The organism is Brevibacterium sp. NPDC049920 (genome assembly GCF_040656435.1).
Taxonomy (GTDB): Bacteria; Actinomycetota; Actinomycetes; order Actinomycetales; family Brevibacteriaceae; genus Brevibacterium; species Brevibacterium pityocampae.
This window is the reverse complement of sequence record NZ_JBFAMF010000004.1, coordinates 1-12,709: the sequence shown is the minus strand read 5'-3', so window position 1 is coordinate 12,709 and position 12,709 is coordinate 1. Positions and strand designations below refer to the sequence as shown.

General features: G+C 68.0%; 8 protein-coding genes and 1 pseudogene. 7 read left to right on the top strand and 2 right to left on the bottom strand.

The annotated features are described in order from the left end of the window. Positions 1-86: 86 nt before the first annotated feature. The gene (locus tag AB0I45_RS04670) at positions 87-1,175 is read left to right on the top strand and encodes a Fic family protein (RefSeq protein ID WP_345028997.1); all 1,089 of its coding nucleotides are present in this window, start codon (positions 87-89) and stop codon (positions 1,173-1,175) included. A gap of 33 nt (positions 1,176-1,208) precedes the next feature. Here AB0I45_RS04670 and AB0I45_RS04665 read toward each other — a convergent pair whose 3' ends face one another. Further along, positions 1,209-1,733: a DUF1801 domain-containing protein gene (locus AB0I45_RS04665; protein ID WP_345028995.1), complete on the bottom strand. Its 525-nt coding sequence runs from the start codon at positions 1,731-1,733 to the stop codon at positions 1,209-1,211. Between the two features lie 383 nt (positions 1,734-2,116). Between AB0I45_RS04665 and AB0I45_RS04660 the strand changes: the two genes are divergently transcribed. Together AB0I45_RS04660 and AB0I45_RS04655 are read left to right on the top strand one after the other, a co-directional pair. Further along, positions 2,117-2,395, top strand: coding sequence for a glutaredoxin domain-containing protein (locus tag AB0I45_RS04660; protein ID WP_137318450.1), 279 nt, complete (start codon positions 2,117-2,119; stop codon positions 2,393-2,395). A gap of 163 nt (positions 2,396-2,558) precedes the next feature. Further along, entirely contained in the window at positions 2,559-3,026 is a 468-nt protein-coding gene (locus tag AB0I45_RS04655; RefSeq protein ID WP_360317135.1) for a GNAT family N-acetyltransferase, read from the top strand. Positions 3,027-3,078: 52 nt separating this feature from the next. On the opposite strand, the gene AB0I45_RS04650 is transcribed toward AB0I45_RS04655, so the two are convergent. Continuing rightward, positions 3,079-3,753 (bottom strand): GntR family transcriptional regulator, encoded by a 675-nt coding sequence (locus tag AB0I45_RS04650; RefSeq protein WP_360317132.1) that lies wholly within the window; start codon positions 3,751-3,753, stop codon positions 3,079-3,081. A gap of 107 nt (positions 3,754-3,860) precedes the next feature. Between AB0I45_RS04650 and AB0I45_RS04645 the strand changes: the two genes are divergently transcribed. The 4 genes and pseudogenes from AB0I45_RS04645 to AB0I45_RS04630 all read left to right on the top strand — a co-directional run bounded on the left by AB0I45_RS04645 (position 3,861) and on the right by AB0I45_RS04630 (position 12,450). Continuing rightward, positions 3,861-4,880, top strand: a complete 1,020-nt coding sequence (locus AB0I45_RS04645; protein ID WP_360317129.1) for a 1-aminocyclopropane-1-carboxylate deaminase — start codon at positions 3,861-3,863, stop codon at positions 4,878-4,880. A 309-nt stretch (positions 4,881-5,189) separates the two neighbouring features. Then, positions 5,190-7,678 (top strand): annotated as a pseudogene (locus AB0I45_RS04640) (pyruvate dehydrogenase). A gap of 48 nt (positions 7,679-7,726) precedes the next feature. After that, positions 7,727-8,659, top strand: a complete 933-nt coding sequence (locus tag AB0I45_RS04635; protein ID WP_345028987.1) for a hypothetical protein — start codon at positions 7,727-7,729, stop codon at positions 8,657-8,659. A gap of 260 nt (positions 8,660-8,919) precedes the next feature. After that, entirely contained in the window at positions 8,920-12,450 is a 3,531-nt protein-coding gene (locus AB0I45_RS04630) for a TM0106 family RecB-like putative nuclease (protein ID WP_345028986.1), read from the top strand. Positions 12,451-12,709: the final 259 nt, after the last annotated feature.

Below are 12,709 nucleotides of genomic sequence, written 5' to 3'. Positions count from 1 at the left end.
TCAAAACCGATGACAGATCGGCGGAACGTGTAAAGAATCAGGTGATTTTTTTACACGTTCTGGCGATCTGCAACTATTGTTTGCATATGCACTGGGATCCTCAGAAGCCGTACAACGATCTGCCGCCGCTTCCTCCGACCGCAGATGTCGAGTCCAGGGAGATCCTCAAGGAGACGATCGAGGCACGGGCGTCGTTGGCATCGTTGGACCAAGCCGTGCAGAGGATCCCCAATCCGTCGATCCTCATCAACTCGCTGTCGATTCTCGAAGCCCAGGCGAGCTCCGAGATCGAGAACATCGTGACGACGAGCGACGATCTGTTCCGCAACGTCCAGCGCGAAGCGGAATCGGCCAGCCCGGAGACCAAGGAGACGCTGCGCTATCGGACCGCCTTGTTCGCCGGCTTGGAGAGCATCAGGAGCAGGCCGCTGTCCACGAACACTGCCGTGCAGATCTGCACGATCATCCATGACCGCGAGATGGCCATCCGGCGCACGGCTGGAACGATGATCGCGGATCAGCGTACGCGTACGGCCGTGTATACGCCGCCGACGGGCGAGCAGACGATCCGCGATCTGCTGTCGAACTGGGAGCGCTTCATCCATGCATCGGATGAACTGGATCCGCTCATCGCCATGGCCATCGGGCACTACCAATTCGAAGCTATCCACCCGTTCGGCGACGGCAATGGACGAACGGGAAGGATCCTCAACGTGCTCCACCTCGTGCATGCCGGGCTTCTCGAAGTCCCCGTGCTCTATCTCTCGCGGTACATCATCGAGCACAAAGATGATTACTACCGTCTCCTGTTGCAGGTCACGACGGAAGGCGCGTGGGAGGAATGGATCCTCTTCATGCTGAGAGGCCTCCGCGAAACGGCACGATCAACACTGCGGAAGATCGACGGGATCGAGGAGACGCAGGGATCGGTCATGCAGAGCATCCGCGATGTCACGACCGCCGGTCCCAACGCCGATCTGCTCGATGTCCTGTTCGAGAACGTCTACTGCCGGATCAGTGATGTCGTCGCACGGTGCGAGGTCTCCCGCCCGACAGCGACCGGCTGGCTCAATGCTCTTGTCGAGAACGGCACGCTGGTGGACCACAAGATCGGGAGAGAGCGTCTCTTCCTCAACGTCGCGTTCTCCGAGGTGCTCGCGCGTCCTGAGCTGTGACCATGGGAGTCGCGATACGCAATGCTGAATCTGTCAGCAGCACGGCGTGTCGGAATCCCAGCCGATCCGGATGAGCTCGCGCAGCACCGCGAGGTCGATGTCCTCGGGCTTGTTGACGTAGACGCAGGAGGCACCGCGCCGGTGCTTGCCGAACCGGGCCCAGAGCTCGGGCGCGTCGTCTTCCTGCGGCAGCCCGTAGAGGGAGAGCGCGGCCTTGCGCGGGGCGAAGCCGGAGCGGAAGTACGTGCCCGACCAGCCGGACGCGTACGTGTAGTCGTAGGTCCCGTAGCCGATCATCGTCGGCCCCCACATCACCGGCGGCTCCCCGGTGACCTCGGAGTAGATGTCGAGCAGCAGGTGCCCGTGCACCCGCCGCCGAGGGGTCTCGAGGGAATCGATGTATGCGCGCGGGTCGACGTCGGTGGGGCCCGTCGCGGGGCCCGAGGCCGAGGCGCCCGCGTCGGGTGTTCGCGTGCTCGACTTCGCTGTGCCGGAGGATCTGGCACCGGACTTCGAGGTGCCGGACTTCTTCGCGCCGGTCTTCGCTGCGTCGCTCATGCCCCGATTGTGCCGCCGCCGACGCACGGTGTCGAGAGCCGGTGGTGTCGAGGTGCGCGCCGCCCCGGCCCATTGCTGGCGAAGCGGGGCCCGCACCGTGCGATTGCGGGTCTTTTCGGAATCGGCAACCGGATCTTCGGCGTACTGGCGAGTACAGCTGAGATCCAGTTGTCTTTCGCAGAAACACCTGTATCGGCGCTCGGTGTCGAAAGCCGGTGGTGTCGAGAGGCGGTGGAGTCGGGAGCCGGTGGTGTCGAGGTGCGTGCCGCCTCGGGCCCGGGAATAGCGCGTGGGGGTGCGCGGTTGTGGGTGGCGAGCACCATCACCCGCACGGCCCGGCCGACCGGAGGCCGGAGACCGTGCACGACTGCCGAGGAGGCACGATGAGCGTCAGCGTCGAGGAGTTCCTGCCCGAGACCGGGTCCGTCACCATGTTCACCACGAGCTGGTGCGGCTACTGCAAGCGCCTGCGCCCGCAGCTCGACCAGGCGGAAATCCCCGTCACCGAGGTCAACATCGAGACCATCGACAACGGCGCGGCCGTCGTCGAGCAGGCCAACGGCGGCAACCAGACCGTCCCGACCCTGCTGTTCTCCGACGGCACCACGCTCACCAACCCCTCGCGCGCCCAGGTGCAGGACAAGCTCGCCGCGATCGGCTGAGCCGGAGGCTGTCGCCGAACGCCGCTACCGCCGCCGAGCACCTGGCCGCCCGGCATGTCTGCGGACGAGCGCCGGGTCCGTCGCCGAGCACCTCTTCGGCAGCGCTCGGACGCAGGCCGGTGCTACGGTCGCTCCAACGGACCCGCAGGACCGAGGAGGACCCATGGCCGGCACCGACATCACCATCCGCCCCGTCACCCGGGACGATGCCGCCCAGTGGCACCGCCTCTACACGGGCTACGCCGAGTTCTACCGGGTCGAGCAGACCGCGGAGATGCGCGACACCGTGCTGTCATGGCTGCTCGACGACGCCCACACCTCGCAGGGCCTCGTCGCCGAGGCGTCCGACGGGACGCTCGCCGGGCTCGCCCATTTCCGGCCGTTCGCCCGCCCGCTGTCAGCGTCGACCGGCATGTACCTCGATGACCTGTTCGTCGACCCGGAGCACCGGGGCTCGGGTGCTGCGCGCCTGCTGCTCGCCGATCTCGCCCGGATCGCGGCGGACCGCGGCTGGACGCTGACCCGCTGGATCACCCGCGACGACAACTATCGCGCCCGCGGTCTCTACGACCAGGTCGCCGCGCGCACCGACTGGATCACCTACGACATGCCCCCGGCGGACGCACGCTGACCTCCGGCTCGCGAGCGCTGACCCCGGCCCAGGAGGGGTTCCGGTCCTCGGCTCAGGCGGGCTGATCCGCTGACGCGCCCTCGCCTCGGATCGCCAGCGTCGACCAGTTGCGGCGCGTGAGCTCGGCGGCGCGCTCGGCGTCACCGTCAGCGCAGGCGTCGATGATCGCGGCGTGGTCGGCTGCGGAGTCGATCGCGCCTACGTCCCCGAACCGCAGGTACTCCGCCCGGCGCAGCATCGCGGTCACGGGTTCGAGGTGCTCGGCGATGAGCGGGTTCCCGCACAGCTCGACGGCGACGGCGTGGAACGCATCGTCGGCCCGCACGGCCGCCTCGGCGTCTGCCGAGGTGAGGGCTGAGTCGAGAGCGGCGTTCGCCTCGGCCATGGTGTTGATGTGGTGCTCGGTCATGAGGGGGACGGCCAGGCGGACGGCGAGCGCGTGGAGCTCGGCGGCGATCTGCTGGGCGTGGGCGACGGCCTCGTCGGTGACGGGGGAGACCATGGTCAGCCGGCCGGGTTCGGCGATGACGAGTCCGGAGCGCTCGAGCCGGAGCAGCGCCTCGCGGATGGGGGTGCGGGACACACCCAGCCACTCGCTGAGCTCGGCGTCGCGGAGCTTCTCGCCGGGGGCGAGCCGGCCGCTGACGATCGCGTCGCGCAGAGAGGAGTAGACGTCGTCGCGCAGGAGGGTGCGACGGTGGACGCCCCGAGCGGCGGGGACCGGCATGGAAGACCTCCTGGTGGGCGGGGTGACTGTTGACATCCTACCTCGCGAAGTGCAATATATTGCATACCACGTGATGACCATCACGCCACCGACCCGTAGGAGCTCCCGTGGCACTCTCCGACTTCGAACGCTATCCCCTGACCTTCGGGGCCAGCCCCGTCCACCCGCTCGACAACCTCACCAAGCACCTCGGCGGTGCGCGCATCTGGGCCAAGCGCGAGGACGTGAACTCCGGTCTGGCGTTCGGCGGCAACAAGACCCGCAAGCTCGAGTACATCGTGCCCGACGTGCTCGCCTCCGGCGCGGACACCATCGTGTCGATCGGCGGCTACCAGTCCAACCACACCCGCCAGGTCGCCGCCGTCGCCGCCCACCTGGGCCTCAAGGCGCGCCTCGTGCAGGAGAGGTGGGTCGACTGGGACGACCCGGTCAACGACAAGGTCGGCAACATCGAGCTGTCGCGGATCATGGGTGCCGACGTGCGCCTCGACTCCGCCGGCTTCGACATCGGCATCCGCTCGAGCTGGGAGGAGGCGATGGAGGACGTGCGTGCCAACGGCGGCACCCCGTACCCGATCCCGGCAGGCGCGTCCGAGCACAAGCTCGGCGGCCTGGGCTTCGCCAACTGGGCCTATGAGGTGGCCGAGCAGGAGAAGGAGCTCGGCGTCTTCTTCGACACCATCGTCGTGTGCACCGTCACCGGCTCGACGCACGCCGGCATGATCGCCGGATTCGCCGCGCTCGAGGACGCCGGCGGCCGCAAGCGGAAGGTCATCGGCATCGACGCCTCCGCCACGATCGACAAGACCCGCGACCAGGTGGGTCGGATCGCTGCGAACACCGCGGAGCTCATCGAGCTCGGCCGCGAGCTGCGCAACGACGAGATCACCATCCTCGAGGGGTGGGCCGGCGACTACTACGGCATCCCCGTCGAGTCGACGGTCAACGCCATCCGCACCGCCGCGAGCCTCGAGGGCTTCATCACCGACCCGGTGTACGAAGGCAAGTCCATGGCCGGCCTCATCGACCTGGTGAAGTCCGGCGAGATCGGCAAGGACTCCAACGTCCTCTACGCGCACCTGGGCGGACAGCTCGCCCTCAATGCGTACTCGTCGATCTTCGACTGATCTCCCCGGGCACCGGGGCCGCGGGCACCGCCGGCCCGGACCGGACGGCGGCTTCCGGTTCCGTGGTGGTCCAGCGGGCTCCGGTTCCGTGGTCGATCCAGTGCGGTTCGCCTGCCGATTCCGCACTGGATCGACCACGGAGCATCCCGGACCGCACTGGAGTGGCCATGGAACCCGCCGCCCGCACCAGAAAGACTGTGGAATCGGACGGCTGCACCGCCGCCCGCCCCGCCCCGCACTGTTGCCCCATCCTGCACCGCCCGCCGACCTGTACCGCCCGCGCACGCCGACCTGCTCGACAGGAGAATCATGAGCTCGAACCCCACCGCCCCTCAGGATGCAGCCGCCCCCGACAGCCGGACCCCGGACGCCCGGTCCCAGGACACCCGCACCCCGGACGCCCAGCCGGAGGACCGCCACCAGTTCGAGACGAGCACCCAGCTCGACCCGCCGAGCGTGAACTCGCGGCCCCTGTCCGCGACCGCCTCGGCGGACGAGGCGGTGCTCGACGAGATCGCCCAGCGCGTGCTGTGGATCGCGACCGCGATGATCGACGCGGCCAACCGCGGGCGGGAGAACCCGGACGGGGTCAAGGTCGGCGGGCACCAGTCCTCGAGCGCCTCGATGGTGGGCATCATGACCGCGCTGTGGTTCTCCGAGCTCACCGCCGCGGACCGGGTGTCGGTGAAGCCGCACGCCTCGCCGGTGCTCCACGCGATCAACTACCTGCTCGGCGACCTCGACGAGAAGTACCTCACCACGCTGCGGTCGGAGGGCGGGCTGCAGCCGTACCCCTCGCGCGCCAAGGATCCCGATACCGTCGACTTCTCCACCGGCTCGGTGGGCATCGGGGCAACCGCGCCGCTGTGGGCTGCGCTGAGCCACCGCTACGTCAAGGAGCACTTCCCGCAGGCGCCGGAGGCCGGCCGCTTCTACTCGCTGCTCGGCGACGCGGAGATGGACGAGGGCGCGGTGTGGGAGGCGATCATCGATCCCGAGGTGCGTCAGCTCGGGGAGGCGGTGTGGATCGTCGACCTCAACCGGCAGTCGCTCGACCGGATCATCCCCGACGTGCAGATCGCGCGCCTGCAGGGGATGTTCGCCGCCGCGGACTGGCAGGTGCTCACCTGCAAGTGGGGCGCGCGGATCCAGGGTCTGTTCGCAGGCTCCGGCGGGCAGGCGTTCGAGCAGCGCATGACCGACATGCCCAACGAGGAGTACCAGCGGATCCTGCGTTCGCACCCGGACGAGGTCGCCGAGCGCGTGCTCGCCGGGGTCGAGGACGCCGAAGAGTCCGGCCTGCGGGCACTCGTGGAGTCGCTCACGCCTCGGGAGCTCGCCGAGGTGGTCCGCGACCTGGGCGGGCACGACATCTCCCAGCTGCTCGGCACCTTCGCGCAGATCGACGACACCCGGCCGACGGTGATCTTCGCCTACACGATCAAGGGCCGCGGCCTGGCGACCGAGGGGCACCCGAACAACCACGCCGCCAGCTCACCGAGTCGCAGATGCGCGAGCTCGCGGAGATCTCCGGGACCGCGCTCGAATCCCCCTGGCAGCGGTTCGACGCGGACACCCCGGCCGGAGAGCTGTGCGCGGCGACCGCCGAGCGCCTGCACCGCGAGCCCATCGCCGAGGAGACCGTGGGCGCGATCCCGGACGAGCTCGAGTGGGGCCACAAGCAGGTCACCAGCACGCAGGCGACGCTCGGCCGGTTCCTGTCCGACCTCAAGCGGGCCGTGCCGGAGGTCGCCGAGCGCGTGGTGACGCTGAGCCCGGACGTCGCGACGTCGACGAACCTGGGCGGCTGGATCAACAAGACCGGCGTGTGGTCGCTCACCGGCCGGCATGACTGGTTCAGCGACGACCGCGAGCGGGTGCTCAAGTGGCAGGAGGTGTCCGGCGGCCAGCACATCGAGCTCGGCATCGCGGAGGTCAACCTGGTCAGCCTCGCCGGGGAGCTCGGCGCGACCTACAGCCGGTGGGGGCAGCCGCTCATCCCGATCGCGACGATCTACGACCCGTTCATCAACCGGGCGCTCGAGCCGTGGACGTTCGGGATGTACGCCGGCGGGCAGCCGATCATGGTCGGCACACCCTCGGGGGTGACGCTCGCTCCGGAGGGCGGAGCGCACCAGTCGTTCAACACACCGTCGGTGACGATGGAGATCCCGGAACTCGTGGCGTGGGAGCCGGCGTTCGCGCAGGACCTCGAGTGGACGATGCTCGAGGCGATGAAGTCGATCGGCATGCCCGGCGGGCACTCGGCGTACTTCCGGCTCTCGACCCGGCCGGTGGACCAGTCGATCGCGGCGCTGCCGGAGGACCCGGTGCTGCTGGCGCGCCGGCGCGAGCACGCGGTGGCCGGCGGGTACCGGATCAGCGCGCACCCGGCCTACGAGGACGAGGTCGTGCTCGTGGGAGTGGGGGCGATGATGACCGAGGTCGTCACCGCAGCACGGGCGCTCGCCGCCCGCGGCATCACCGCAGGCGTGGTGTGTCTGACGAGCCCGGACCTCGTGTTCCGCTCGCTGCAGGACCGGCACCGGGTGGCGGCAGGGGAGCGGTCGGCCATCGCCGAGGCGCTCTTCCCCGCCGACTGCCCGGCGCCTCTGGTGACGGTCATCGACGGCCACCCGCACACGCTGGCGTTCCTCGCCGGGGTGCGCGGGGACCGGACGGTGAACCTGGGCGTGAGCAGCTTCGGCCAGGCGTCGTCCGTGTCCGAGGCGTACGCGCTGCACGGGATCGACGCCAGCTCGATCCAGCGGGCGGCGCTGGATGTGGTGGGGCGGTAGAAGAAACGACCCCTGGTTCGAGGGGAATCGCGCCGCTAGCATCGGAGCATGACTGCCGAGTTTGGTAATGGGAGCCAGTACCAGGCAATTCTCTTCACCCATAACCCCGCGAAGAGCGAGATCTATCCCGAGGTGCTCGATGATTGGATCAAGGCGACGGCCGAAGGCCGGGTGATTGAGGAGAACTGGTCGACGGGTGGAACCACCAAGAAGATCAAACCCGGCGACCGGGCCTACTTGATGCGACTCGGAGTCAAGAATCGGGGGATCTTCGCCAGTGGCTGGGTCACCAGTGACGTGTATCCATGTGATCACTGGGACGGATCAGAGGGTTCTGCAAACTATGCGGATATTCGGTGGGATACCTTCCTCCACCCCGATGATGCGCTTCCTATCGACTTGTTGAAGACCGAGTTTCCACACATTTATTGGACTCCGCAGTCCAGTGGAATGACGATCAGCTTCGAAGTTGCGGACTCGCTCGACTCGCTGTGGGACGAGCACGTCAGAGCAGTGCGCACCCCCAGACGTCGACAACCTGTTGAGGCCACGGTGGTGAAGAGACAGGGACAGCAGACCGATGTTGCTCTGCGTAAACAGATCGAGAACCTCGCTCAGGATCGGTTGATGGACCACTTCGTGGCCCGAGGCTGGGACGTCGAAGACATGCGTATCGGAAACTCGTTCGATGCACGTGCCACCCGGGGCAATGAGGTCCTTTATCTCGAATCGAAAGGCACCGTGACTGCAGGCGAGAAGGTGATTGTCACGCGTGGTGAGGTCAAATTCGCGTTTGAACATCCAGGGCGTTGTGTCATGGGAATCGTTTCTGGAATCGAACTGCTGGACCGCCAGACTGTTGACCCGGATAGCGGATCTCTCACCTTGTACAACTGGAATCCGTCCGCCGACGATCTTGATCCGCGCCACTTCGACTTCTATCCGCCGGACACAGCCAGATTCCCTGACCAGCCTGACTGAGTTCGGTGGGCCGGTACCCCACTTGGAGCCGCCATCTTCAGGAGCATCGGCTCCGTCACGGAGCGTCAGCGATCTCGCCGATGACGGATGCACGAGTCCGGTCTTGAGAGGTGAAGCGCTTCACAGGGGCTGTCTTCTCGGCTTCGCGCTGCATTCGCGCGATGAGCCACTGACCGGACTGCTGCGCGAACTGCTCCCACCCGTGTCCGCACCTGCTGGCAGGATGGAACGGAGATCCAACCGATCCCGAAAGAGGCCTCATGTACATCGACTTCCACGATCGTGTGGTGACGAGCCCGAGCGATCTCACCGCCGCATCGGCCTGCGAGTTCGGCTTCCTCCGCCGGCTCGACGAGAAGCTCGGCAGGATCGCGCCGCTGGCTCGTGAGGCGGACCCCATGCTCGAGCGCACCGCGGAGCTCGGAGCTGGGCACGAGGCGCGGATCGTCGAAGACCTCCGGGCACAGGGGCTCACTGTCGTCACCCTCGACCGGCCGAATCTGCGGGATTCCAGCGGGATCGAGGAGGCGGAACGGGCCACGCTCGCGGCGCTCGAATCAGGGGCCGATGTCGTCGTCCAGGCCGCGCTCGCCGGCGACGACGGGCTGCCGTTCGCCGGCTTCACCGACTTCCTCGTGAGGCGCCCGGACGGCGGCTGGCGGGTGCAGGACACCAAGCTCGCACGGAGCGCCAAGGTCACGGCGCTGCTGCAGGTCGCGGCCTACGCCCAGCGCCTCACCGAGCTTGGGGTGGCCGTAGACGACGAGGTCGACCTCATCCTCGGTGACGGTGCGATGAGCACCCACCGCCTGTCCGACATCGCGCCGATGTACCGACTCCGTCGGGCCCGCCTCGTCGCCATGATCACCGGGCACCAGGCGGAACCGCGGCCGGTCCGGTGGAACGATCCCCGGTACACGCAGTGCGGCTCCTGCCCGGACTGCGAGGCGGAGATCGAGTCGCACCGGGACATGTGGCTCGTCTACGCCCTGTCCACCGTCCAACGGCAGCGGCTTCGCCAGGCAGGCTTGCAGACGATCGACGACGTCGCCGCGTGGCAGCCGGGAGACCCCAACGGCGGCGTACCCCAACGCACGATGACGAAGCTCGCGCGGCAGGCGCGGCTGCAGATCGCGAGCAAGGGCCGGGACGTCCCCGTATTCGAGGTGGGCGATCCGACTGCACTCCATCTGCTCCCGGAGCCCAGCCCGGGTGACCTGTTCTTCGACTTCGAGGGCGACCCGCTGTGGACCCCGGACGGCGTGACGTGGGGCCTCGACTACCTGTTCGGCATGGTCGACTCCGCCGGGCGGTTCACCGCGCTCTGGGCGCACAGCATGGACGAGGAGCGCCAAGCGCTGCTCGACTTCCTCGGCCTCGTCGAGCAGAAGCGCGCCGAGCACCCGGACATGCACATCTACCACTACGCGCCGTACGAGCGCACCCACCTGCTGTCGATCGCCCAGCGCCACGGCGTGGGCGAGGACCGGGTGGACGAGCTGCTGCGGCAGGGCGTCCTCGTCGACCTGTACGCCACGGTGAGCAAGTCCCTGGCGCTCGGGCTGCCCTCGTACTCGATCAAGAAGCTCGAGGCGCTCCACATGGCCGGCGAGAAGGAGCGGGAGGGTGTGTCAGGCGGAGACGAGAGCATCGACCAGTACGCCCGCGCGGTACAGCTCCGGGACGCCGGCCGGACGGAGGAGGCGCAGGAGCGGCTCGCCGACATCGAGCAGTACAACGCCTACGACTGCATCTCGACGCTCAAGCTGCGCGACTGGCTGCGAGCGCTCGCGCTGGAGCATCCGGCTGCGGACGGCTCAGTGCCCGGGGAGCACCCGCCCGAGGCCGAGGTGCCCGCGCCGAAGCCGGAGACGGACTCCGCCCGAGCGCGGCGGGAGAAGCGCGAGGCCGAGGACGAGCTGCGGAGCAGTCTCGAGGACGAGCTCGAGGCCCTGGCCGGAGACCCGTTCTCCCCGGGCCGCACCGACACCGAGCGCGCGTGGGGCATGGCCCGCGCTGCTCTGCGGTATCACGAGAGGGAGGAGAAGGGCTTCTGGTGGGAGCACTTCGCCCGGCTCGAGCAGGCGCGCGACGAGTGGGCGGAGCACCGCAACGTCTTCCACATCGGCCACGCCGAGGTCGTCGACGATTGGGAGAAACGGGGTCGCGCGAGGATGCACAGCCGGCGGCTCGCCCTTCACGGTGCGTGGACCGATGGGAGCTCCGGGGTGCCGGGCTCGGGGTTCCTGCTCTACGAGCACCCGGGCCCCAGGCCGCCGCGCGAGCACGAGACGGGTTCGCGTGATGCTGTCGAGGCCACTGACATCGAGGAGATTGAGCTCGACACCGGGGGCACTCTCCTCATGGTTACCGAGAGGACGACGACGACGTTCCCGGAGACATACGATCACCTGCCGATCGCTCTGGCACCGGGTGCCCCGCCGCGGACCGACAGCCTTCGACAGTCGATCCTCGACTGGGTCGCGGATGCCCGCGAGAACGCGCCGGATTGGCCGATGGGAGCAGCCGCCGATGTCCTGGCGCGGCGTCCCTCCCGGCTGCGCAGCGGCGGACTCGCACAGGTTTCAGGAGACGACACCGTGGGCGCGGTCGTGGACTCTGCGGTCCGGCTGGACGGGAGCTACCTCGCCGTCCAGGGGCCGCCGGGCACGGGGAAGACCTACCTCGCGGCGCGCGCTATTGCCCGCCTCGTCGCCGAGCGCGGGTGGAAGGTCGGCGTGGTCGCGCAGTCGCATGCCGTCGTCGACAACGTGCTCACCGAGATCGTGGAGAACGGCCTCCTCGAGGTCGGGGCGGTGTCGAAGGCGCAGAGTGACGACCGGGATCCGGTGCACCCGGATGTCAGCGTTACGACCACGGGGAAGTGGAAGGACGAGTTCGCCGCCGAGCGCGCCGGTCGCGGATACGTGGTCGGCGGCACCGCCTGGTTCTTCTCGAGTACGACCGCGATTGACAGCGGGCAGCTCGACCTCCTCGTCATCGACGAAGCTGGGCAGTACTCGCTGGCGAACACGATCGCAGTGAGCCGGGCCGCGCGGAACCTCATGCTGTTCGGCGACCCGCAGCAGTTGCCGCAGGTGAGCCAGGGATCGCACCCGGAGCCGGTCGACACCTCGGCCCTGGGGTTCCTCAGCGCCGGACACGACGTGTTGCCGGCGGAGTTCGGGTACTTCCTCGGGGAGAGCCGGCGGATGGATGCGGCGGTGTGTGGGCCGGTGTCTCGGTTGTCCTACGACGGGCGGCTCGACTCGCACCCCAGCACTCGCGCGCGCCGGCTCGCCGAGGTGAGGCCCGGTCTGGAACCGATCGAGGTGCGTCACGCCGGGAACGCGACGAGCTCCGTCGAAGAGGCCGAGGTAGTCGTGGACGTCGTGCGCGACACGCTAGGTGCGCGGTGGGACGATGGCGGAGGCGACGTCAGGAAGCTGGACGAGAGTGATGTCATCGTCGTCACGCCGTACAACGCGCAGGTGGGAACGGTCCGGGCTGCGCTCGACTCAGCCGGGCTGAGAGATGTCCGCGTGGGCACGGTGGACAAGTTCCAGGGTCAGCAGGCGGTTGTGTCGATCCTGACGCTCGCGGCCTCGTCCGCGGCCGAGGTGCCGCGGGGCATCAGCTTTCTCCTCATGAAGAATCGGCTCAACGTCGCGATCTCACGCGCGAAGTGGAATGCGTACCTCGTCTACTCACCGGATCTCCTGGATCATCTGCCGTCGACACCTCAGGCGCTCGCGGAGATGAGTGCGTTCGCGGGGTTGGTGGGGGAGTGATGGTGGGTGGGATGGGAAATGCAGTGCATTCCAGGCAGAGTTCGAGCTAATCGGACGGGTGGCTCTCGACTCCAATGCACCTATCGAAATGAGAGCACGACGACGATTTTCCTGCGCGGATCCCCGCGGTGCCCTAGGTTGACAAGAGGAAGGCAGACGCGCAGGAGGGTGTTTCATTAGTTGTGTAAGGGTCCGGTCTCGAACCGAGGTGTGACCTGGTGTCCCGCCTCTGAAAAGGACCGATGACATGACCGATACT